The sequence below is a fragment of the Chimaeribacter coloradensis genome, from assembly GCF_002858715.1.
Classification (GTDB): Bacteria; Pseudomonadota; Gammaproteobacteria; order Enterobacterales; family Enterobacteriaceae; genus Chimaeribacter; species Chimaeribacter coloradensis.
Genome location: NZ_PJZH01000020.1, coordinates 25,507 through 47,004, shown reverse-complemented (window position 1 = coordinate 47,004; position 21,498 = coordinate 25,507). Strand labels below are relative to the sequence as shown.

Annotated in this window: 20 protein-coding genes; 12 read left to right on the top strand and 8 right to left on the bottom strand. The window is 60.5% G+C overall.

What is annotated here, in order from left to right:
* Nucleotides 1-106 precede the first annotated feature (106 nt).
* Genes CYR32_RS16005 through CYR32_RS15995 form a run of 3 tightly spaced genes read left to right on the top strand, consistent with a single transcriptional unit; the run spans nt 107 to nt 3,593 of the window.
* Entirely contained in the window at nt 107-742 is a 636-nt protein-coding gene (locus CYR32_RS16005) for a YjbF family lipoprotein (RefSeq protein WP_101826159.1), read from the top strand.
* Between the two features lie 5 nt (nt 743-747).
* Nucleotides 748-1,503 carry a capsule biosynthesis GfcC D2 domain-containing protein gene (locus CYR32_RS16000; RefSeq protein ID WP_101826158.1) on the top strand — a complete coding sequence of 252 codons (756 nt, stop codon included), beginning with the start codon at nt 748-750 and terminating at the stop codon, nt 1,501-1,503.
* Nucleotides 1,503-3,593, top strand: coding sequence for a YjbH domain-containing protein (locus CYR32_RS15995; RefSeq protein WP_101826157.1), 2,091 nt, complete (start codon nt 1,503-1,505; stop codon nt 3,591-3,593). Before CYR32_RS16000 ends, CYR32_RS15995 begins: the two co-directional genes overlap by 1 nt.
* Before the next feature lie 101 nt (nt 3,594-3,694).
* On the opposite strand, the gene CYR32_RS15990 is transcribed toward CYR32_RS15995, so the two are convergent.
* Nucleotides 3,695-4,033 (bottom strand): helix-turn-helix domain-containing protein, encoded by a 339-nt coding sequence (locus CYR32_RS15990; protein WP_101826156.1) that lies wholly within the window; start codon nt 4,031-4,033, stop codon nt 3,695-3,697.
* Nucleotides 4,030-4,392, bottom strand: a complete 363-nt coding sequence (locus CYR32_RS15985) for a type II toxin-antitoxin system RelE/ParE family toxin (protein ID WP_101826155.1) — start codon at nt 4,390-4,392, stop codon at nt 4,030-4,032. Before CYR32_RS15985 ends, CYR32_RS15990 begins: the two co-directional genes overlap by 4 nt.
* 183 nt (nt 4,393-4,575) lie before the next feature.
* Between CYR32_RS15985 and psiE the strand changes: the two genes are divergently transcribed.
* Entirely contained in the window at nt 4,576-4,983 is a 408-nt protein-coding gene (gene psiE, locus CYR32_RS15980) for a phosphate-starvation-inducible protein PsiE (protein ID WP_101826154.1), read from the top strand.
* Nucleotides 4,984-5,030: 47 nt separating this feature from the next.
* Here psiE and CYR32_RS15975 read toward each other — a convergent pair whose 3' ends face one another.
* Together CYR32_RS15975 and CYR32_RS15970 are read right to left on the bottom strand one after the other, a co-directional pair.
* Nucleotides 5,031-5,345: a PTS sugar transporter subunit IIB gene (locus CYR32_RS15975; RefSeq protein WP_101826153.1), complete on the bottom strand. Its 315-nt coding sequence runs from the start codon at nt 5,343-5,345 to the stop codon at nt 5,031-5,033.
* A 14-nt stretch (nt 5,346-5,359) separates the two neighbouring features.
* Complete coding sequence (locus tag CYR32_RS15970) at nt 5,360-6,703, bottom strand: PTS sugar transporter subunit IIC (protein WP_101826170.1); 1,344 nt, start codon at nt 6,701-6,703, stop codon at nt 5,360-5,362.
* 444 nt (nt 6,704-7,147) lie between these two features.
* Between CYR32_RS15970 and CYR32_RS15965 the strand changes: the two genes are divergently transcribed.
* Complete coding sequence (locus CYR32_RS15965; RefSeq protein ID WP_101826152.1) at nt 7,148-8,185, top strand: oxidoreductase; 1,038 nt, start codon at nt 7,148-7,150, stop codon at nt 8,183-8,185.
* 109 nt (nt 8,186-8,294) lie between these two features.
* Here the strand turns inward: CYR32_RS15965 and malG are convergent, their stop codons facing one another.
* From malG to malE, 3 genes are all read right to left on the bottom strand, one after another.
* Nucleotides 8,295-9,185 (bottom strand): maltose ABC transporter permease MalG, encoded by an 891-nt coding sequence (gene malG / locus CYR32_RS15960; RefSeq protein WP_101826151.1) that lies wholly within the window; start codon nt 9,183-9,185, stop codon nt 8,295-8,297.
* Nucleotides 9,186-9,197: 12 nt separating this feature from the next.
* On the bottom strand, nt 9,198-10,769 hold the full coding sequence (gene malF / locus CYR32_RS15955; protein WP_101826150.1) for a maltose ABC transporter permease MalF: 1,572 nt from the start codon (nt 10,767-10,769) through the stop codon (nt 9,198-9,200).
* A 69-nt stretch (nt 10,770-10,838) separates the two neighbouring features.
* Nucleotides 10,839-12,041: a maltose/maltodextrin ABC transporter substrate-binding protein MalE gene (gene malE, locus CYR32_RS15950; RefSeq protein WP_101826149.1), complete on the bottom strand. Its 1,203-nt coding sequence runs from the start codon at nt 12,039-12,041 to the stop codon at nt 10,839-10,841.
* Between the two features lie 396 nt (nt 12,042-12,437).
* Between malE and malK the strand changes: the two genes are divergently transcribed.
* From malK to ubiA, 5 genes are all read left to right on the top strand, one after another.
* Nucleotides 12,438-13,547 (top strand): maltose/maltodextrin ABC transporter ATP-binding protein MalK, encoded by a 1,110-nt coding sequence (malK, locus tag CYR32_RS15945; RefSeq protein WP_101826148.1) that lies wholly within the window; start codon nt 12,438-12,440, stop codon nt 13,545-13,547.
* A 44-nt stretch (nt 13,548-13,591) separates the two neighbouring features.
* A complete protein-coding gene (locus CYR32_RS15940) occupies nt 13,592-14,866 on the top strand; it encodes a maltoporin (RefSeq protein WP_101826147.1) in 1,275 nt (424 codons plus the stop codon).
* 141 nt (nt 14,867-15,007) lie between these two features.
* Complete coding sequence (malM, locus tag CYR32_RS15935; protein ID WP_101826146.1) at nt 15,008-15,943, top strand: maltose operon protein MalM; 936 nt, start codon at nt 15,008-15,010, stop codon at nt 15,941-15,943.
* Between the two features lie 204 nt (nt 15,944-16,147).
* Entirely contained in the window at nt 16,148-16,696 is a 549-nt protein-coding gene (gene ubiC / locus CYR32_RS15930) for a chorismate lyase (RefSeq protein WP_101826145.1), read from the top strand.
* 1 nt (nt 16,697) lies between these two features.
* Nucleotides 16,698-17,576: a 4-hydroxybenzoate octaprenyltransferase gene (ubiA, locus tag CYR32_RS15925; RefSeq protein ID WP_101826144.1), complete on the top strand. Its 879-nt coding sequence runs from the start codon at nt 16,698-16,700 to the stop codon at nt 17,574-17,576.
* Between the two features lie 155 nt (nt 17,577-17,731).
* Here ubiA and plsB read toward each other — a convergent pair whose 3' ends face one another.
* Nucleotides 17,732-20,209 (bottom strand): glycerol-3-phosphate 1-O-acyltransferase PlsB, encoded by a 2,478-nt coding sequence (gene plsB / locus CYR32_RS15920; RefSeq protein WP_101826143.1) that lies wholly within the window; start codon nt 20,207-20,209, stop codon nt 17,732-17,734.
* A 125-nt stretch (nt 20,210-20,334) separates the two neighbouring features.
* Here plsB and CYR32_RS15915 point away from each other — a divergent pair, with 125 nt between their 5' ends.
* Both CYR32_RS15915 and lexA read left to right on the top strand, forming a co-directional pair.
* Nucleotides 20,335-20,703 (top strand): diacylglycerol kinase, encoded by a 369-nt coding sequence (locus CYR32_RS15915; RefSeq protein ID WP_101826142.1) that lies wholly within the window; start codon nt 20,335-20,337, stop codon nt 20,701-20,703.
* A 140-nt stretch (nt 20,704-20,843) separates the two neighbouring features.
* Nucleotides 20,844-21,452, top strand: a complete 609-nt coding sequence (lexA, locus tag CYR32_RS15910; RefSeq protein ID WP_101826141.1) for a transcriptional repressor LexA — start codon at nt 20,844-20,846, stop codon at nt 21,450-21,452.
* The last annotated feature ends 46 nt before the right edge of the window (nt 21,453-21,498 follow it).

Genomic DNA, 21,498 nt, shown 5'->3' with positions numbered 1-21,498 from the left:
CCCGCCGGGGCCTGCCCCGGTGAGGTCAATTATTATGCATCAGCCCGCCCGTGGTGAGGCTGCCTGGCCGCCCTTATGACGGGCCTGTTTATCCTGGGAAAAGAACGTGCGCTATTTACTGTTATTGGCTTCTCTCGTGCTGTCGGCCTGTAGCCAGACGCAGCGCGGCATCGGCGACACGCTGGCGATTGCCGCGTTTGGGATGCCCGACGTTGAGCTGAGCGATCCGTCGCTGCGCGACCTGCCGTACTCCAGCATTTATGCCCGGCTCGATGACGGCCCGCAGATTTTTGTGGTTGCCGCTTTTGCCGAAGAGGGGCAGGTGAAATGGCTCTCCTCTGACCGCGTGCTGCTGGTGACGCAAAACGGCCGCCTGACCCGTACCGTCGGTTACCGCGACAACCTGCTGGAGACCACCGACCGCCAGCATGACCCGCTGCTCCACCCGCAAAACCTGAAAGAGGGCGCAAGCTGGACGCGCACCCTGAGCTGGACGGAGGATCGGCAGTTCCACAGCGCCACGGTGAACTCGGTCTTCCACCTGGACGGCAGCGAACCGCTGATGATTGCCGGTACACCCCTGAACACGCTGCGCGTCGAGGAAGAGGTGACGGTGCCGTCACTGAACCGCCACTACCGCAACCGTTTCTGGATCGACCCCGCCACCGGCATTGTCAGGAAAGCGGAGCAGTTTCTCGGCCCCGATTTCATCCCCGTTAACATCACAATTTTGAAACCGTAAATACCATGAAAAAACGTCTCTTACTGGGCGTCAGCCTGGGCATGGGCCTGGCGGCCTCTGTGTGCGCACAGAGCCACGTCACGGTGTATTTACCGGCGCAGGCCGGCAGCGTCACGGTGGACGGCGCGCGCGACCTGAGTGAACTGGTGATGAACCCGGCGCTGTTTAACCGCACCTGGTGGCCGGGCACGGTGATCGCCGCGCCACAGGCCACGGCGCAGCAGCAGGCGATGAAGCAGGCGGTGCTCGCCTCGCTGAGCGCACTGGCCGCCGGGTTCCGCGCGGACGGCGACGGCGACCTGGCCGCCGCCGCCGACAACCTGCACCAGCAGGTGTCACAGCTCAGGGTCACTGGCCGCCAGTTCGTGCCGCTCGACCCGGACGCCGTGCGCATCCAGCCGCAGGCCAACCGCCGCCTGGAGGGGGAATACAGCATCTACACCCTGCAACGGCCCACCACCGTGCGCCTGTTCGGGCTGGTGGAAAACAGCGGCCCGCAGCCGTTTGTGCCGGGGCAGGAGGCAAAAACCTATCTCGACAGCCACGCCCCGCTGTCGGGGCACGATAAAAACCAGCTCTGGCTGATCCAACCCGACGGTATGACCCAACAGGTGCCGGTCGCCTACTGGAACCACCGCCGCGCCGAACCGGCACCGGGCAGCACGCTCTTTGTGGGCTTTTCCGCCCACGCCTTACCCAGCGCTTACCGCGATCTGAACCTGCGGATTCTGGCGCTGTTGACCAACCGGGTCCCTGACTAATGAAAAGATCCTATGTTATCAGCGCGCTGGCGATGGCCGTGGCCGCAGGCGTGCAGGCTTCCCCTTACACGGAACCGCTGGGGCCGTCCCAGGGCGATTTCGGCGGCGTCGGCCTGATGCAGGTGCCGACCGGGCGCATGGCGAAAGAGGGCGAGTTCAGTCTCAACCTGCGCCATAACGACCAGTACCGCTTCTATTCGCTGGCGGTGCAGCCCTTCCCGTGGCTGGAAGCCACCATCCGCTACACCGACGTGCGCACCCGCAAATACAGCAGCGATGCGGCGTTCAGCGGCGACCAGACTTACAAAGACAAGGGCGTAGACCTGAAACTGCGCCTGTGGGAAGAGGGCTACTGGCTGCCGGAAACCTCGGTCGGCATCCGGGACTTCGGCGGCACCGGGCTGTTTGACAGCGAATTCATCGCCGCCAGCAAAGCCTGGGGGCCGCTCGACTTCACCCTCGGCCTCGGCTGGGGCTACCTCGGCAACAGCGGCAACGTAAAAAACCCGTTCTGTAAGGCCAAGGCGAGCTACTGCTACCGCAACAACGTGCAGGGCGAAGCGGGCGAGTTCAACGGGAAAAACTTCTTCCACGGCCCCGCCTCCCTGTTCGGCGGCATCGAATACCAGACGCCGTGGCAGCCGTTGCGCCTGAAAGTGGAGTATGAGGGCAACGACTACCAGGGCGATTTCGCCGGGACGATCAAACAGGATTCGAAAGTGAACGTCGGCGCGGTCTACCGCATGACCGACTGGGCCGACGTCAACCTGAGCTGGGAGCGCGGCAATACCCTGATGGCGGGCGTGACCTTGCGCACCAACTTCAATACCCTGTCCCAGCGCCATCTCGACCCGGCACCGCAGCCTTACCAGCCGCAGCCACAGGACGCGATCCTCGACCATCAGGTGGTGGCCGATCAGCTGGCCGCCCTGCAGGACAACGCCGGTTACACCGCGCCGCACATTCAGGTGAAGGGCAGCACCCTCTACATGACCGGCGAGCAGAACCGCTACCGCGACAATAACGCGGCAGTTGCGCGCGCCAACCGTATCCTGATCAACCGGTTACCGGCCGGTGTCGATACCCTGAACGTTACCGACACCAGCATGAACATGCCGATTTCCAGCACCGTGACCAGCGTGGAGAGCCTGAAGCAGGAGCTGGAGGGGTACCCGCTCGGGCAGGAGAAGCCGCTGCTGCAGCACCGTGCCGACCCGCATCTGCCGGAACGGGCGGAGCAGGGCTACTACGTGGAGAAGAGCACCTTCAGCGCCGGGCTGGCCCCGGTGCTGAACCAGTCCATCGGCGGCCCGGAAGATTTCTACATGTACCAGGTCGGTATTCAGGGCAACGCCGACTGGTGGATGACGCAGCACCTGCTGGCCTCCGGCTCGCTGTTCCTGAACCTGTTTAATAACTACGACAAGTTCAACTACAAGGGGCCGCCGGCTGACAGCTCCCTGCCGCGTGTGCGTACCCGCATCCGTGAGTATGTCGACAACAACGACCTCTACCTGAATAACGCGCAGCTGACCTACATGGACCGCCTGGGCGACGGCTGGTACGGCCAGATCTACGGCGGTTACCTGGAGCAGATGTACGGCGGCGTGGGCGCGGAAGTGCTTTACCGCCCGCTGGACAGCCGCTGGGCGGTGGGGGTGGATGCCAACTACGTCAAACAGCGTGACTGGGACAGCCCGCTGCGCTTCACCAATTACAAAACCCAGACCGGCAACCTGACTGCCTACTGGCAGCCGCGTTTCCTGGATGGTGTGCTGGTCAAAGCCAGCGTCGGGCAGTATCTGGCGAAAGACAAGGGCGCGACGCTCGACGTCTCCAAACGCTTCGACAGCGGCGTGATTGTCGGGGCCTTTGCCACCAAGACCAACGTCTCCGCCGAGGAGTACGGGGAAGGGGAGTTCACCAAAGGCTTCTACATCTCCGTGCCGCTGGACATCCTGACCGTTCAGCCGAGCCGGACGCGCGCGCAGATCAACTGGATACCGCTGACCCGCGACGGCGGCCAGATGCTCGGCCGCAAATACCAGCTCTACAACATCACCGACAGCCGCTCGCCGTACTTTAACTAGGTAAACCGGCAGGCATCACGCAGATGCTGTGAAAAAGGCCGCAACGGATAAGGTTGCGGCCTTTTTTATCCCCATCCGTTGAGTAATGGCGGAACAGGAGGTTACTCAATCACCAGATGGACTTTTTTGCCGATGCAGCCAACCATGCTGATCAGGGCATCAAGGGTAAACTTTTCCGTTTTCTGATTGACCACGTCAGACACGCGCGGGCGTGACACCTGCAAGATTTTTGCCGCGGTAATTTGCTTGATGTCCCCCTCTTTCATCCAGTCCGCGATCTCGGACATCACCTGCTTTTTCATCGCAATAAGCTGCAAAATCTCTCTGTCGGACTCTTGAGTAAGCTGGTCAGCGCGCTCAGCGGAAAACCCCAGCGCCTCGAAGAGATTATCACCAGCACGTGTTACTGGGTCGTCGTAAGTTTTGGGTTTATCTGTCATAGCGGCCTGCTCCTGTCGTTAACGACTTTACGATAACGCGTTTTAATCAGGTCAATATCTGCCTGACGGGTCTTTTGTGTTGTCTTTTTGAATCCGTGCAGCACGTAAAGTGCCTCCTCAAATTTAGCGACATAGACCACGCGATAGATGCCGTCTTCGTCACCAATAAGGATTTCAATCACACCGGCCCCCCACCTGGGCACGGCTTTAAAATCGGCCGGATCCTGGCCGAACTGCACCTTACGTAACTCCTTCCCGGCAGTGGCACGCGGCGACTCAGGAAACGCCCTGAGATCCTGTAAAGAGGTACCGCACCAGACAATATCTTTAGGAATGATTTTTATATCACCTGCATCCATTTCAGCGCATCCTTCCCGAATGTATAAAATTTTATACATCATCCTGCTGAGATGCAATCGGGTCAAGTCGTTTCGTTGCGTGATTATCTTTGGTAAGCAAAGGGACTTTTATCTGCGCCCCTGTCCCCCTCCGCCCGCATTCGGTATGCTGCTGAAACGATTTAATCACTAAAGAGAATCTTAATGGGTGGTTCACCACGCGGCATCATGATAGCCGTGATTATGCAGCGTATTTTAAATGTGTTTTTACTCGGGCTGGGCGCAATCCTGCTGCTGTTTCTGGGGCGGGAGACCTACCACCTGACGCTGGTGCTGTTCGTCAACGGCGATGAGCCGTCTTCCTATCTGCTGATTGAAGGGATTGTGATTTACTTCCTCTACTTCGAGTTTATCGCCTTGATTGTGAAGTATTTCTCTTCCGGCTATCACTTCCCGCTGCGCTACTTTATCTACATCGGCATCACGGCGATTGTCCGGCTGATCATCGTTGATCACAAAAACCCGCTGGATACGCTGATCTACTCCGCCGCCATTCTGGTGCTGGTGGTCACGCTCTACCTCGCCAACACCGACCGCCTGAAGCGCGAATAGTCTCTGGGCCTGCCGGTATCCCCCGGCAGGCAACGTTCTCTTTTCCCTCACTGTAAAGGCGCGGTGATCAGCGCCAGGGCGCGGTCGAGAATAGCGTCGGCATTGATGCGGCCAAAATGCACCGGGTTAATCGCCTCCACCGGGCGGCTGTGGTTCACCCGCTGCTGGATAGAGGCGGTGAGATACGCGATCTGCGGCCCGACCAGAATCACGTCCGCCTCCTGATAGCGCCCCTCCAGCGCGGACTCAGGGATCGCCCAGGCGGTCACGGCTATCCCACGCGCTTTTGCCGCCGCATTGATCTTGTTGCATAAGAACCCGGTCGACATCCCTTCATTACAGACCAGCAAAATACTTTTCATCATTCATCACCTTATTACGCATGGGGAGGAGGCACGGTGCCGGAGGCGGCCTGCTGTTCTGCGGCTGCCAGCACTTTTTCATACAGCATCAGAAACGGCATATAGAGCAGCACGCCGATGGCGATCAGCAGTGCCTGAAGGACGACGTTGCGGTAATCCCCGCCGCTGGCTAAGTAGCCTGAAATCAGCGGCGGCACCGACCAGGGCACATACACCACAATGCGCGACACCCATCCCCATGCGGTGGCATACCAGGCCAGGATATAGAGCAGACTGGGAATAAAGGTAAAGGGAATCATCAGGATAGGGCTGAACACAATCGGGAAGCCGAAAATCACCGGCTCGTTGATATTAAACAGCGTGGTAGGTATCACCGTTTTTGAGAAGGAGCGCAGATCGCTGCGGCGGCTTCTGATAAACACCGCCAGAATCAGGCAGAGCGTAATGCCGGTGCCGCCCATCCGCCCATACAGATCGCTGAACGGGCGGACAATAATGTTGGGGATCTCCCGCCCGGCGGCCCAGGCATCCATATTTTGCTGCATGGCGACCAGCAACGGCGGCTCAAGCACCGCGCCGGTAATGCCGCCGGGATTAATGCCGAGGGAAAACAGCGCATTATTGATGATGTCGAGCAGCAGGAAGCCGGGCAGGCTGGTGGTCAGCCCCAGCAGCGGCGCCTGGATCAGCACGTTGATCGCCTCATGGAATTCATGGCCCGTCAGGGTCGCCACCAGATAAGAGCCGACGGCAAACAGCAGGATGGTGATCATCACGGCAAACAGCGTATTGAAAGATTGCGTGACGGCGGGCGGTACGTTGCCCTCAATCCGTATCTGTAACCGTTTGTTTTTACTGACCCAGACAAACAGCTCCGTCGCCAGCGCCCCACACATCAGCGCGACAAAGGTACCGCTGGTGCCCAGTAGTGAATAGGCGGCTGCCCCGGTGACCATCACCGCGTTGCCGCCGCTGACCGGCACAAACGGCAGCGCGACCGGCATCAGCACAAACAGGCAGGCGACCGTCACCAACGCGGGCATCAAGGGGGTGCTGTACTGGCGGTTACGCGCCAGGTTAAACGAAAACAGGATGCCGATCAGCACACCGAGAATATTCATCGTCCCGTTAACCACCTTATTCCCCACGGTTTGCCAGTCTGCCAGGCGGTCAGGGGAGATCAGGGCGGATAAAAACCCGTCCGGGGCGATCACAACGTTATTAAATAAGATCATCATGCCCGACAGCACCAGAAAGGGAATTAAGGTGATGAAGGCGTCACGCATAGATCGTAAATGAATTTGCGATCCCATTTTTTGGGCGAGCCACATGATTTTCTGGAATAGTTTCTCTTTCACCATGATCTCCGTGTTATTCAGCGAATGGCAAAACAGTGGCGGGGAACGTCTCTGTATAAACAGGGCGAGGGTGAAATTCACCTGTAAATAAGTCAACTGTTTTTAGCGTAAACCGGGCGGCTTTTACGCGAAAAGCGATATTGTTATAATTTCGCGCAGTGTTTTATCCGGCATGCTATGCGTACGGCACAAAGTAACAGGTGAAGATATATTAAGTCAGTGAATGTCATCATAGAAAAGCCATTGAATTTTATATAAAAGTAGATCTGCCGACTGTGCCGGATAAATCAGTGTTTTTACGAAAAGTGTGATCAATATAGATTTAAACAAAAACGATAGGGTTTTAAATGGCTTGTTTATTACTTTTTGGTGGCAGGGGAAATAACGTCTTAATACGCTAAAGAAGTTATTTTCATTGCCTCGTTGTCGCGTTAATCAGGAAATATGTTGATGAATATCGCCTATATTGCGTTTGGTAAAAGCACCACCCGTTATCATCTGCCCTATGTGCTGGCACGCAAGGATAAATTTAATGTGAAATGGATTTATGCCCGGCGACGCAAACCGGAACAGGAATCCCTGCCTGCGTATCAGGGCATCCGTTTTACTGAAGAGCTGAATGACATTCTGCATGATGACACCGTGACGCTGGTGACGGTCTGCACGCCGCCGGAAAGCCACTACCATTACGCCCGGCTCTGCCTGGAGCACGGAAAACATGTGCTGGTTGAGAAGCCGTTTACCACCACGCTGGCCGAGGCGGAAGCGCTGTATGCGCTGGCGCGGGAAAAGGGGCTGACGGTAACGCCGTTCCAGAACCGCCGCTTTGACAGCTGTTTCCTCACCATGAAGCAGGCGATCGACAGCGGGAAACTCGGCGACATCGTGGAGATTGAGAGCCATTTCGACTATTTCCGGCCGGAGGCGGAGACCCGCCCCGGCAGCCCGTTCAACGGCGCGCTGTATGGTCTGGGGGTGCACACCCTCGATCAAATCATCGCCCTGCTGGGCAGGCCGCAAAAGGTGGGGTATGACCTGCGCTCAGTACGCAACCCGGCCAACCCGGATGACACCTTCGACGTGCAGCTCTACTACCCGCGCACCAAAGCGATAGTGAAAACCAGCCACCTGGTCGCCCTCAGCTACCCGAAATTTACCGTCCACGGCACCCGCGGCTCCTTTATCCGCTATCGCATCGACCAGCAGGAAACCAGCCTGAAAGCGGGCATCATGCCCGGCGACGCCGGTTTTGCCGAGGATCATGAAAAGGCGGTGATGGTGTACCTGAATGCGCAGGGGGAGAGCGTGCGGGAGGAGATCCCGGCGGTGCCGGGGGATTATGGCCGGGTTTACGATGCGCTGTATGAGACGCTGACCCACGGCAAACCCAGCTACATCAGCGAGCAGGAAGCGTTGACGAATCTGGAGATTCTGGAGAAAGCCTTCCGCCAGCCCTCCCCGGCGATTGTGACCCTGGGCTAAAGGGGCTGTCTTACCCAGACAGAGGGGAAGACGCCCGCCATAAAAAAGGCGGCCCGCAACGGCCGCCCAAGACACAGGTAAATCCAACAATAACGGCACAAAACGAGGGTTACCCCTTCACCCCCCCGGCGGTCAGGCCACCGACCAGCCAGCGCTGTGCCAGCAGGAAGATGGCCGTGATCGGGATGGCGGAGAGCACGGCAGAGGCGGCAAAATCGCCCCATAAATAGTTCTGCGGGTTGAGGTACTGCTGCATCCCCACCGCCAGCGTGTAGCTGTTCACATCCCGCAGCAGCAGGGAAGCCACCGGCACCTCGGTGATCGCGGCGATAAACGACAGGATAAATACCACCGCCAGAATCGGCACCGACAGCGGCAGCAGCACCAGCCGGAACGCCTGCCACGGCGTCGCGCCGTCCAGGGACGCCGCCTCCTCCAGCGAGTTATCAATCGTCTCGAAATAGCCCTTGATCGTCCACACATGCAGCGCGATGCCGCCCATATAGGCGAAGATCGCGCCGCCGTGGGTATTCAGCCCGATAAACGGCAGATACTGGCCGAGGCGGTCAAACAGCGCATAAAGCGCCACCAGCGACAGCACCGCCGGGAACATCTGGAAAATCAGCATCCCGCGCAGCAAATTGCCTTTGCCGCGGAAACGCATCCGCGCAAAGGCGTAGGCGCAGGTGGTCGAGAGCGTCACGATGCCGATGGCGGTGATAAACGCGATCTTCACCGAGTTCCACAGCCACAGCAGCACCGGGAAGGGCGGCGGCGTCACGCTGCCGTCCGCGTGGGTCACGCTGAAGCCCAGCGCCAGCCGCCAGTGGTCCCAGGAGATCTGATCGGGGATCAGGCTGCCGGTGGCAAAGTTGCCGGGGCGCAGTGAGATCGCCACCACCATCAGCAGCGGGAACATAATCATCGCCACAAACGCGATCAGCAGCAGGTGCGTCACCAGCAGGCGTACGCGCTGCGATTTTGGTTTTACCATGCCCATCGGCGGCTCTCCTTAGTCAAAGTTCATTTTGGTGGCTTTCAGGTTGAGGATCGCCAGCGCCCCCACCAGCAGGAAAATCAGGGTGGCGATCGCCGCCGCCAGGCCGAAGTCCTGCCCGCCGCCGCCCTCGAAGGCGATGCGGTAGGTGTAGCTCACCAGCAGGTCGGTGTACCCGGCCGGGGTGGTGGTGCCGAGCCGGTCGGGGCCGCCGTTGGTCAGCAGCTGGATCAGCACAAAGTTATTAAAGTTAAAGGCGAAACTGGCGATCATCAGCGGCGTCAGCGGGGTGATCAGCAGCGGCAGCGTGATGCGGAAGAAGTTCTGGAACGGCGTCGCGCCATCCATCGCCGAGGCCTCATACAGGTCTTCCGGGATCGCCTTCAGCAGCCCCATGCAGAGGATCATCATGTAGGGGTAGCCGAGCCAGGTGTTCACAATCAGCACCATCGCCTTGGCGGTGGTCGGGTCGCTGAACCAGGCGGGTTTGATGCCGAACAGCGCGCCGAGCATCAGGTTGATCTCACCGAAGCTCTGGTTAAACAGCCCCTTGAAGATCAGAATCGAGATAAACGACGGCACTGCATAGGGCAGGATCAGCAGCACGCGGTAGAGCGCCTTGCCTTTCAGCGCCTCCCACTGCACCAGGCAGGCGAGCACCATGCCCACCGCCACCGTCAGCACCACCGTCAGCAGTGAGAAAACAATCGTCCAGACGAAGATCGACAGGAACGGTTTCTGGATGCCGTCATCCTGCATCACGCGCAGGAAGTTTTTCCAGCCGATGCCGACGGTAAAGCCGGGGCTGAGCTTCTCTGCCTGCCAGTTGCCGTCAGCGTCAGTGGCCTGGTAGAAGCCAGTGTCCGGGTTCGGTTTATAGACCACCCGGGTCTGGTTATTGGTCAGGGTGGTGTTGTCTTCCGCCAGGGTGTAGAGCGGGGCGGTGCCGGAGAACTGGCGCAGCGAGCTCATGCGCAGGTCGCTGCCCTGCGGCAGGTGCGCCACCAGCGCGCTCATCGCCTGTCGGTTCTGCGTCACCACGCGCAGCGTGGCTTTTTCCCCTTCCGGCGCGGTCTGCTGCGCCTGCATCTCCAGCGGCGGCGGGTTCGGCCCAAGGGTGAACGGCTGGGAGATCCACTGTTCATTTTTCGCTGCGTCGGTGAGCTGCAACCGCCACTTGTCGCCCGCCGGGTAGAGCGCGAAGGCGTAGGTGTCACCGGCCTGGTACTGGCGCTGCATCAGCACCGATTGCGCGCGCTCAAAGGTGAGCTGGTTGGTGCTGCTGTAGTTGGTAAAGGCGATGGCAATGGTCGCGACCAGCGGGAACAGGACGAACAGCCCCATCCCGGCCAGCCCGGGGTAGACGTAACGCCAGGCGTAGGTGCGGCGGTTGGCGAAAATATACAATCCGGCGCTCAGCAGCACCAACGTGACGATGGCAAACAGGTACTCGCCCTGGGCGTACATCAGCACCACCAGGTAGGCGGTGAACAGGGCGAACAGGCCAATAACCAACCACTTCAGCGGATCACGCTGCCACCAGGCGGTGGGGCGGCGGCCGGCACGATCGGTACGGGTCAACTGCATAACGACATTCCTTGCGAGAATTCGGGGGGAGGGCACGCCCGCCGCCCGGCCGGGCGGCGGGACGGGGCATTACTTGGTAATGCGGGCCTGCACATCATCCAGTGCCTGCTTCACGCTCTGGCGGCCGGAGACGGCGTTGATCACCGCGCTGCGTTCGGCATACCAGAAGGCGCTCATCTGCGGGATGTTCGGCATGATTTCGCCATTTTTGGAGTTTTCCATGGTGGCGGCAATCTTCGGATCTTTCTCCAGTTGCGCCTGATAGGACTTCAGTGCCACCGCGCCCAGCGGCTTGTCTTTGTTGACCTGCGCCAGCCCTTCGTCCGTCAGCAGGTAGTTCTCCAGGAACTCGGTCGCCAGCTCTTTGTTCGGGCTGGCGGCGTTGATCCCGGCGGTCAGCACGCCGACGAACGGCTTGGACGGCTTGCCTTTGAAGGTCGGCAGCACCGCCACGCCGTAGTTCACCTTGCTCTGCTCGATGTTGCCCCACGCCCACGGGCCGTTGATGGTCATCGCCGTTTCGCCCTTGTTAAAGGCGGCTTCCGCGATGGAGAAGTCGGTGTCGGCGTTGATGTGCTTGTTCTTCACCAGATCGACGATGAATTGCAGCCCCGCCTGTGACCCGGCGTTATTCACGCCGACATCTTTCACGTTGTATTTGCCGTTCTCCAGCTTGTAGGCGTAGCCGCCGTCTGCCGCGATAATCGGCCAGGTGAAGTAGGGCTCCTGGAGGTTCCACATGATGGCGCTCTTGCCTTTGGCGCGCAGTTCTTTGTCCAGCGCCGGGATCTCTTCCCAGGTTTTCGGCGGGGTTTTGATCAGGTCTTTGTTGTAGATCAGCGACAGCGCTTCCACCGCCACCGGGTAGCCGATCACTTTGCCGTCAAATTTCACCGCGTCCCAGGTGAAGGGGAACAGCTTGTCCTGCGTGGCCTGGGAGGGGTGGATCTCCGCCAGCAGGCCGGACTGGGCGTAGCCGCCGAAGCGGTCATGCGCCCAGAAGATGATGTCCGGGCCGTCGCCGGTAGCCGCGACCTGCGGGTATTTCTCCTCCAGCTTGTCCGGGTGCTCCACGGTGACCTTGATGCCGGTGTCTTTTTCAAAGCGTTTGCCCACCTCGGCCAGCCCGTTGTAACCCTTGTCACCGTTGATCCAGATGACCAGTTTGCCCTCTTCGATTTTGGCCAGGGCCGGGGCGGAAAGCACCAGCGTGGCCAGCGCAGAGAGGGCCAGCGTGCGGGTAAAGCCAGACCTGTTACGTGTGTGAGTCATAATCCTGTCCTGTTATCCGTGTCAGTAGGCAGCGACGCAGACAGCCCAGAAAGCTGGCGCGGCCGGGGTGAAAGAGTTTCAGCGCCGTCATAGTCGTTCACAATCTGATACAGGCTCATCCTCCCCCCCTCTACGCCCCCGCAAAAGGAGTTGTGATCCAGTTAACACTCCGGCCGGTTCTGTGGGATCAGGCACAGAATCAACAGGCTGTTTTTGTAAGCCGGATCACAAACTTGGCATTGGGCCGGAACTTTTGTACCCCGCCTGTTTCCTCTCATCCTCCCGGCTCCTCCCCCATGAAAAACCTTGTAACGGATGATTACCGGCTGATTACAAACGCGCATCCTCAGCAGCAATTAATTCACCACATAAATTCTTGGCAGAAAGGAGTCTTGCATGGCGGGCGTTACGCTGCAGCACGTACATAAAGCCTACGGTGAAACCGTGATCTCCAAAGACATTAACCTGGAGATCGATGACGGTGAGTTTGTGGTGTTTGTCGGGCCGTCCGGCTGCGGGAAGTCCACGCTGTTGCGGATGATTGCCGGGCTGGAGGAGATCACCTCCGGCAACCTGCTGATTGGTGAAAAGCGCATGAATGAGGTGCCGCCCGCAGAGCGCGGCATCGGCATGGTGTTTCAGTCCTACGCCCTCTATCCCCACCTCTCGGTGGCGGACAACATGTCCTTCGGCCTGAAACTGGCCGGGGCCAAAAAGAGCCTGATCGGCCAGCGGGTCAACCAGGTCTCTGAAATTCTGCAACTGGCGCACCTGCTGGAGCGCCGCCCGAAGGCACTCTCCGGCGGCCAGCGCCAGCGCGTCGCCATCGGCCGTACGCTGGTGGCAGAGCCGGATGTCTTCCTGCTGGATGAGCCGCTCTCCAACCTCGACGCGGCGCTGCGGGTGCAGATGCGCATTGAGATCTCCCGCCTGCACAAGCGCCTGAAGCGCACCATGATCTACGTCACCCACGATCAGGTCGAGGCGATGACCCTGGCCGACAAGATCGTGGTGCTGGACGCCGGGCGTGTGGCGCAGGTGGGCAAACCGCTGGCGCTCTACCACTACCCGGCCAACCGCTTTGTCGCCGGGTTTATCGGCTCGCCGAAAATGAACTTCCTGCCGGTGAAGGCGCTGGCCGCCGAAACAGAGCGGGTACAGCTCGAACTGCCGAACCGTCAGCAGGTCTGGCTGCCGGTAGCCGGGCAGGGCGTCCAGCCCGGCAGCAACCTCTCGCTGGGCATCCGCCCGGAGCACCTGCTGCCGAGTGACGCCTCAGAGGTGACCCTCTCCGGCGAGGTGCAGGTCGTCGAGCAACTGGGCAACGAGACCCAGATCCATATCCAAATCCCTGCGCTGCGTCAGAACCTGGTCTACCGCCAGAACGACGTTGTGCTGGTAGAAGAAGGTGCAACATTCGCTATCGGCCTGCCGCCACATCGCTGTCATCTGTTCCGTGAGGATGGCTCGGCCTGTCAACGGCTGCACGAAGAGCCGGGCGTTTAAAGCACGCACATGCCATCAGGCAATTCCATAACAGGAGATTTTAGATGTCTACTCTGCGCATTGTACCTCTGGCACTGGCGGTTGCGGCCGGTGTGATCTCTTCTCAGGCGGCGGCGGTGGATTTCACCGGCTACGCCCGTTCCGGCATCGGCTGGAGCGGCAGCGGCGGCGAGCAGCAATGTTTCCAGGCCACCGGCGCCCAAAGTAAATACCGTCTCGGTAACGAGTGCGAAACCTACGCGGAACTGAAATTCGGCCAGGAAGTGTGGAAAGAGGGCGACAAGAGCTTCTACTTCGACACCAACGTCGCCTACTCCGTCTCCCAGGAGAATGACTGGGAAGCCACCGAGCCTGCGTTCCGTGAAGCCAACATTAAAGGGAAAAACCTGATCGACGCCCTGCCGGGTGCCACCATCTGGGCCGGTAAGCGCTTCTACCAGCGCCATGACGTCCACATGATCGACTTCTACTACTGGGACATCTCCGGCCCGGGTGCCGGCCTGGAAGATATCGACCTCGGCTTCGGCAAGCTCTCTCTGGCCGCGACCCGCAGCACCGAAAGCGGCGGCTCCATCGGCTACATCAACAATGACCGTGAAGAGGTGCCGACCTCCAACGACGTGTTTGACGTCCGCCTGGCCGGTCTGGCAGTCAACCCGGGCGGTACGCTGGAACTCGGCCTCGACTACGGCCGCGCCAATGCGCGTGACGGCTACTCGCTGGATGACAACGCCTCCAAAGACGGCTTCCTGGTGACCGGTGAGCACGTCCAGAGCTACATGGACGGCTTCAACAAATTCGTGGTGCAGTACGCCACCGACGGCATGAGCACCAACAATGCCAACGCCGGCCGCTCGCAGGGCGCACTGGTCAACAACGACGGCCACATGATCCGCGTGCTGGACCACGGTGCCATCACCCTGGCCGAGAAATGGGACCTGATGTACGTCGCCATGTACCAGGACGTTGACCGCGACAACAACAACGGCACCACCTGGTACACCGTGGGCGTGCGCCCGATGTACAAATGGACGCCGATCATGAGCACCCTGCTGGAAGTCGGTTACGACAACGTGAAATCGCAGGAGACCGGCGACCGCAACAGCCAGTACAAAGTCACCCTGGCGCAACAGTGGCAGGCGGGTAACACCATCTGGTCACGCCCGGCGATCCGTGTGTTTGCCACCTACGCCAAATGGGATGAGAAATGGGGCTATGACGAAGCCGGTGTTGCGGCGCGTGATACCGACCTGACCACCTTCAGCCGCGGCGATGATGACGAAGTTACCTTCGGTGCGCAGATGGAAATCTGGTGGTAAGACCCCGCGCCGCCGGGGATACCCGGCGGCCATGACCGGTTTGCGGCCGGTCAGCCTGTTATGGATGGTTTCAGAGATTAGCCGGCGCAGTGCATTGCCTGCCTGACGCCGGCGCTCCCGCTCCACAAAAAGGGTTTCATCATGAAAAAAACACTGCTTTCCCTCTGCCTCTCCCTGAGTATCGGGGCGCTGGCACCGATGGCGGCACACGCCATCTCCCTGACCTCTTCCCCTTCCCCGGCGGTATCCAGTGATGTCGCCACTGCCCCGGCGATCCCGGCGGAAACCTTGCAGCGCCTCCCGTGGGTGCCGCTGGTGCCGCCCGCCAATGAAACCCTGACCCTGGACGGCAGCAGCAGCCGCATCAACCAGGGCGACGTGCAGGGCGCGGTTGCCGCCTTTGCACTCCCGGCCGACCGCGGCTCGCTGGAGATCCGGCTGAGCAGCGTGGCGGAAAACCGCTCGGTCTATGCGCCGAATGTGCTGGTGCTGGACGAGCAGATGCGCCCGGCCGCGTTTTACCCGAGCAGCTATTTCCCTTATCAGCAGCCGGGCGTGATCTCCAGTGACCGGCTGGAAGGCACGCTGAAACTGACCCCGGCGCTGGGCCAGAAACAGATCTACATGCTGGTCTACACCACCCGCCAGGATCTGGCGCGCACCACCCAGATGGTTGACCCGGCCAAAGCCTATGCGGCGGGTGTCGGCAATGCGGTGCCTGCGATCCCGGATCCGGTGGCGCGCCACAGCGACAGCGGCACCCTGAAGATCAAAATCAGCGCGGAGCAGCAGTCCGGCAATATCATGATTGGCCAGGCCTTTACCGCCCCCGCCCCGGCTCCGGTAGTGGTCGGCAATACCGCCCCACGCCCGGCCGCCCCGGCCCCGGCACCTGCCCCGGCGAAACCGGCCGAGCCGATGCTGAATGACACCGAAAGCTACTTTAATCAGGCCATCACCAAGGCGGTAAAAGCCGGCGAGATTGATAAGGCCCTCAAACTGCTGGATGAAGCGGAACGCCTCGGTTCCAAAACCGCGCGTCAAACATTTATCGGCAGCGTGAAAGGCAAGGGGTAACTCCCCACGCCGCCGGTTATGGCTGGATGATTGGTGCGCTCCGGCGCACCTTTTTTCGTGACGGCGCGCTTTCCTTCCCCCTCAGGCTGTGCCGTCAGGTATTGCCGCCAGGTTAGTAGCTTGTTAACACACCCATTCCCCTAATGCTTTTCTGCGTTACAATAGCGCCCTGTGATTTCCCAAGCCTGTTTGAAACGGACCCCCATGCCTGACGCGCTCCTGATTCCTGCTTCTTTGCACTGGCTCGCCCCGGGTGAGCCGGTGCCGCCGCACATTGCCGACTGGCTGGGCGAAATCGGCTCCATGACCCGGCGTTTCGAACAGCACTGCCGGGAAGTGACGGTGCAGCCGGTGCGCGAGGGGTTTGTCCCGCGGGCGGCGCTGCGGCCGGAAGAGGCGGACGCCCTGCCGGACAGCCCACGCTACTGGCTGCGCGAGATTGTGCTGCTGGGGGACGGCGTGCCCTGGCTGCTGGGGCGCACGCTGATCCCGGAGGAGACGCTCACCGGCCCGGACCGCGCGCTGGTGGACCTCGGCACCGTGCCGCTGGGGCGCTACCTGTTCGGCGGCGCAGCACTGACGCGGGACTATATCCATTTTGGGCTGGCAAACGAGGGCGCAGGCGGCGAAGCCTGCTGGGTGCGGCGTTCGCGCCTGCGGCTCTCGGGCAAGCCGCTGCTGCTGACTGAACTATTTCTTGCGGAGGCACCGGTGTACGGTGCGCCGCAGCCAACACACCAGGAGGGGAGATAAGGTGGAGGCAACTGTAACGCAGAGCAAATGGCGGGCGTATTGCCGCCTGATGCGCATTGATAAACCGATTGGTTCCCTGCTGCTGCTGTGGCCGACCCTCTGGGCGCTGTGGCTGGCCTCCGGGGGCGTGCCGCCGCTGAAGCTGCTGCTGGTGTTTGTGCTGGGGGTGTTTTTCATGCGCGCCGCCGGTTGCGTGGTGAATGACTACGCAGACCGCAAATTTGACGGCCACGTCAAACGTACCGCCGGGCGGCCGCTGCCGAGCGGGCAGATTTCCTCCGGGCAGGCCAAGGCGCTGTTTATCGGGCTGGTGCTGGTCTCCTTCGGGCTGGTGCTGACGCTGAACCTGATGACCATCGCCCTGTCGCTGGTGGCGCTGGCGCTGGCCTGGACGTACCCGTTTATGAAGCGGGTGACCCACCTGCCGCAGGTGGTGCTGGGCGCGGCGTTTGGCTGGGCGATCCCGATGGCCTTTTCTGCCGTGGGCGAAAGCCTGCCGCTGACCTGCTGGCTGCTGTTTATCGCCAACCTCTGCTGGACAGTGGCCTACGACACCCAATACGCGATGGTCGACCGTGATGATGACCTGAAGATCGGCATTAAATCCACCGCCATCCTGTTCGGCGCGCAGGACAAGCTGATTATCGGCCTGCTGCAACTGGCGACGCTGGGGCTGATGCTGGCCGTGGGCCAGCTGATGCAGCTCGGCGCGGTCTACTACGGCGGGCTGCTGCTGGCCGGGGTGCTGTTTGTCCGCCAGCAGAGGATGATTGCCGACCGCCAGCGTGAGCACTGCTTCCGCGCCTTCCTGAACAATAATGCGGTGGGGATGGTGCTGTTCCTCGGCATCCTGGCGAGCTACCCGCCGTTCAGCGGCTGACGGCCGGAACGGCGCTGTGCTTTCTGCGGGCACGAATCGCCGCACAAACCTGAACCGGCGGGCGCTCCTGAAAACGCCCATAAAAAAAGGGCACTGCATCGGCAGTGCCCTTTTTGCTTTCTGTTATTGGTGACCCGTTACCTGCCGGGCAGGCATCACTCCGCCTCTTTTTCCACGGCGGCCTGGCCCTCTGCCGTGGCCAGCAGCGCGTCGGCCGGGGTCATCACGCTCTCAATCGTCAGGCGCACTTCCGGCGTCATCAGGTCGCTCAGCATGTTGTACACCGCCAGCGTATGCTCCTGGATGGCGTCACCCACATCATTGATGTAGCCCTCGGCGCGCAGCGTCCCGACCAGCGTCGAGAAGACCGCCTTGTCGAAGAACTCCGGCGCATTGATGCCGTGCAGCACCGAGAGGCGCTGCGCCATGATGCGGCTCTCTTTCTCCAGCGCGCCCCGGCTGATGCTGGGGTTGGCGCTGAGCAGGGAGAGGGTGATGGCATAGCGTTGCAGCGTCTCGCGCACCCCCGCGGCCAACAGTTGCAGCGGGCGGATGCGGACCGGGTTGATCGCCAGCTCGTCATTGTCGGTGATGATCAGGTGCTGGCGCGCCAGTTCGTCACACAGGGTGTCGAGCACCGCCGGCAATCCCTCTTTGGTGATATGCAGGAACAGCTCTGCCTTCACCATCGGGTAGATCAGGCCAATCTGGCGCAGCAGCTCCGCACGGCTGACGCGGCGGTGGTGCATCACGATGCTGGCAATCAGGGACGGCAGCACCAGCAGGTGGTGGATGTTGTTACGGTAGTAGGTCATCAGCACCGCCTGCTCACGCGGCAGGATGATGATGTCACCGATGTTGTCCTTCTCTACCTGGAACTTGTTCATCTTCAGCGCGTGGTCCAGCAACTGGGCCGGGGTCTGGTCCGGTACCGTCACATCCCCGGCATAGGGCACGTTGCGCATCAGCTGCAGGTAGCACTCCAGCTGCTCCAGCAGCTGCTCGCGGGTCAGCGAGCGCTGGCGCGAGGCGAGCAGGGCGGTGGAGCAGAGGTTCATGGCGTTGGCGGCGGCCGCATTGTTGATGCGCACCATAATTTTGTCCGCTAGATCCTGCACCGTCGGCGTCAGCCAGCTTGGGCGCTGCGCCTCAATCGGGTCGATGGCGTCACGCCAGGCCGGAACATGCTGGTTCAGGTAGGTGGTCAGCGGCAGCGGTTCGCCGAAGTTCACATAGCCTTCGCCCAGGTTGCGCAGTTTGCGCAGGCCGCGCAGCATCTGCAACAGGCTCTCTTTCTCTTTGGTCGCGCCGCGCAACTCTTTGGCGTAGGTGCCCACTTCCATCACATGCTCATAGCCGATGTAGATCGGCACCAGGGTGATGGGGCGGGTGCCGCCGCGCAGCATCGCCTGGATGGTCATCGACAGGGTGCCGGTTTTCGGCTCCAGCAGGCGGCCGGTGCGGGAGCGCCCGCCCTCCACGAAGTACTCCACCGAGTAGCCGCGGGTAAACAGCTCGCCCAGGTATTCGCGGAACACCGTGGAGTAGAGTTTGTTGCCTTTGAAGGTACGGCGGATGAAGAACGCCCCCAGGCGGCGGAAGATCGGCCCGGCGGGCCAGAAGTTCAGGTTGATCCCGGCCGCGATGTGCGGCGGCACCAGCCCCTGGTGGTAGAGCACGTAGGAGAGCAGCAGGTAGTCCATGTGGCTGCGGTGGCACGGCACATAAACAATCTCCTGGCCGTCCTGCGCCAGCTGGCGCACGCGCTCGGCGTTGCTGACGTTGATGCCCTGGTAGAGGCGGTTCCACGTCCAGCTCAGGACGCGGTCAGAGAGGCGCACCGTTTCGTAGGAGAAGTCCGCGGCGATCTCTTCCATCAGCGCGATAGCGTTCTGCTGCGCCTTGTCATGGGAGATCTTCTTGCTGCGCGCCTCATCCTCTACCGCTTTTTCAATCGCCTTGGAGGCGAGCAGCTTATTGAACAGATCCTGACGGGCGGGCAGGCGCGGGCCGACAGCGGCCAGCCGCTGGCGGGCAAAGTGCATCCGCGCGACGCGCGCCAGCTTCTGCGCGATGGTCTTGTCCGTGCCGTGCTCGGTGGCCATATAGCGCAGTGACACGGTATTGGAGAAGCGCACAAAGCTGTCACGCCCCAGCCAGATCACGGCGAAGAATTTTTGGATGCCGTTGAGCAGCCGCAGGTGTGGCATCATCTGCCCGTCGCCTTCACGCCCCGGCGAGCGGCCGAACATCACCGACACCGGCAGCATCTGGATGTCGAGCGTCGGGTTGCTGCGGTGCAGGTCGAGATAGTCGTGGAACAGTTTCACCGACTCGTGCTGCGGCGTGTAGTAGCGGAAGAACCGCGGCCCCTGGCCGATAAAGACATGGCTCGGCAGCAGGTGGCCGTCAATCTCCAGCGGGATCAACGGATCGGGCAGGTTCTGCGCCAGACACTGCTGACGCAAGGTCAGCAGGTCGGCGTCTGAATCATAAGGTAATACGTACAATATCGGCCGGGTCGGGTCCAGGCGGAACTCCGTGACCGGATCGGCAGGGATCACCTTGCTTCTTACCAATAATTTCAGCGGTAAGTTTAAAAGGGAGTAATAAAGTTTGCGCCAACCTGACATAAAAATGTGAAGCCTCATAGTAGCAATGCGCCGCAAGGATAGCAGAAAGCCGGGTGGAGATCTTTCGTGCCGGGCAGGGGAATTCCCGCTAAAATGTTGTTAATTCATCCTAAGGTGCAAAAAATATGGCAAATCAGACGACCGGGTTGATCCGCATTTATAAAGCAGCCGGTTACTCCGTAAAGGGCATCGCGGCAGCCTGGAAAAATGAAGCCGCGTTCCGGCAGGAAGCCATCATGGTCATCCCGGCTATGTTACTGGCTTTCTGGCTGGATGTGAGCACCGTTGAACGCATTCTGATGATAGGTTCACTGCTGCTTATCCTTATTGTTGAAATTATCAACAGCGCCATTGAAGCCATCGTTGACCGCATCGGGCCGGAACTTCACCCGCTCTCCGGCCGCGCCAAGGATCTCGGGTCAGCGGCCGTTGCGCTGGCTATCATACTGACACTTTTCGTCTGGGCAATGGTACTGCTGCCCCGATTGTTCTGAGTTGCGATGTTTTACTCAAATTCCGCCTGCAAACCGGGTAAATCGCGCCATAACAGGGCTTTTTCTTGCCTGTGCGGTTTTCAAGTGCGTGTTAGCTGTATATACTCCCAGCAAGACTGTATAAACAACCAGGGGGCGGGATGAAAGCACTAACAGCCAGACAGCAAGAGGTCTATGACCTTATTCGCGACCATATTTCTCAGACGGGTATGCCGCCGACGCGTGCTGAAATCGCGCAGCGTCTGGGGTTCCGCTCACCGAACGCGGCCGAAGAGCACCTCAAGGCGCTGGCGCGCAAAGGGGTGATTGAGATCGTTTCCGGCGCCTCACGCGGCATCCGCCTGCTGATGGAAGAGGAAGACGGCCTGCCGCTGATCGGCCGCGTGGCCGCCGGTGAGCCGCTGCTGGCCCAGCAGCACATTGAGAGCCACTACCAGATCGACCCGGCGATGTTCAAGCCGAACGCCGACTTCCTGCTGCGCGTCAGCGGCATGTCGATGAAAGAGATCGGGATTCTGGACGGCGACCTGCTCGCGGTGCATAAAACCCAGGATGCGCGCAACGGCCAGGTGGTGGTCGCGCGTATTGATGATGAAGTCACCGTCAAGCGCCTGAAAAAGCAGGGCAACATTGTGCATCTGCTGCCGGAAAACAAAGAGTTCTCCCCGATTGTGGTTGACCTGCGCCGCCAGACGTTCTCCATTGAAGGGCTGGCCGTCGGCGTGATCCGCAACGGCGACTGGAGCTGATCCGTCAACGGCGCGGTTAACGGAACGGCCGCGCCTATACAGTCCT

What these genes read in the sequence shown, in the direction of transcription:
- CYR32_RS16000 (WP_101826158.1), top strand. Translation starts at nt 748, where the DNA reads ATGAAAAAACGTCTCTTACTGGGCGTCAGCCTGGGCATGGGCCTGGCG.
- CYR32_RS15995 (WP_101826157.1), top strand. Translation starts at nt 1,503, where the DNA reads ATGAAAAGATCCTATGTTATCAGCGCGCTGGCGATGGCCGTGGCCGCA.
- CYR32_RS15990 (WP_101826156.1), bottom strand. Translation starts at nt 4,033, where the DNA reads ATGACAGATAAACCCAAAACTTACGACGACCCAGTAACACGTGCTGGT.
- CYR32_RS15985 (WP_101826155.1), bottom strand. Translation starts at nt 4,392, where the DNA reads ATGGATGCAGGTGATATAAAAATCATTCCTAAAGATATTGTCTGGTGC.
- psiE (WP_101826154.1), top strand. Translation starts at nt 4,576, where the DNA reads ATGGGTGGTTCACCACGCGGCATCATGATAGCCGTGATTATGCAGCGT.
- CYR32_RS15975 (WP_101826153.1), bottom strand. Translation starts at nt 5,345, where the DNA reads ATGAAAAGTATTTTGCTGGTCTGTAATGAAGGGATGTCGACCGGGTTC.
- CYR32_RS15965 (WP_101826152.1), top strand. Translation starts at nt 7,148, where the DNA reads ATGTTGATGAATATCGCCTATATTGCGTTTGGTAAAAGCACCACCCGT.
- malG (WP_101826151.1), bottom strand. Translation starts at nt 9,185, where the DNA reads ATGGGCATGGTAAAACCAAAATCGCAGCGCGTACGCCTGCTGGTGACG.
- malF (WP_101826150.1), bottom strand. Translation starts at nt 10,769, where the DNA reads ATGCAGTTGACCCGTACCGATCGTGCCGGCCGCCGCCCCACCGCCTGG.
- malE (WP_101826149.1), bottom strand. Translation starts at nt 12,041, where the DNA reads ATGACTCACACACGTAACAGGTCTGGCTTTACCCGCACGCTGGCCCTC.
- malK (WP_101826148.1), top strand. Translation starts at nt 12,438, where the DNA reads ATGGCGGGCGTTACGCTGCAGCACGTACATAAAGCCTACGGTGAAACC.
- CYR32_RS15940 (WP_101826147.1), top strand. Translation starts at nt 13,592, where the DNA reads ATGTCTACTCTGCGCATTGTACCTCTGGCACTGGCGGTTGCGGCCGGT.
- malM (WP_101826146.1), top strand. Translation starts at nt 15,008, where the DNA reads ATGAAAAAAACACTGCTTTCCCTCTGCCTCTCCCTGAGTATCGGGGCG.
- ubiC (WP_101826145.1), top strand. Translation starts at nt 16,148, where the DNA reads ATGCCTGACGCGCTCCTGATTCCTGCTTCTTTGCACTGGCTCGCCCCG.
- plsB (WP_101826143.1), bottom strand. Translation starts at nt 20,209, where the DNA reads ATGTCAGGTTGGCGCAAACTTTATTACTCCCTTTTAAACTTACCGCTG.
- CYR32_RS15915 (WP_101826142.1), top strand. Translation starts at nt 20,335, where the DNA reads ATGGCAAATCAGACGACCGGGTTGATCCGCATTTATAAAGCAGCCGGT.
- lexA (WP_101826141.1), top strand. Translation starts at nt 20,844, where the DNA reads ATGAAAGCACTAACAGCCAGACAGCAAGAGGTCTATGACCTTATTCGC.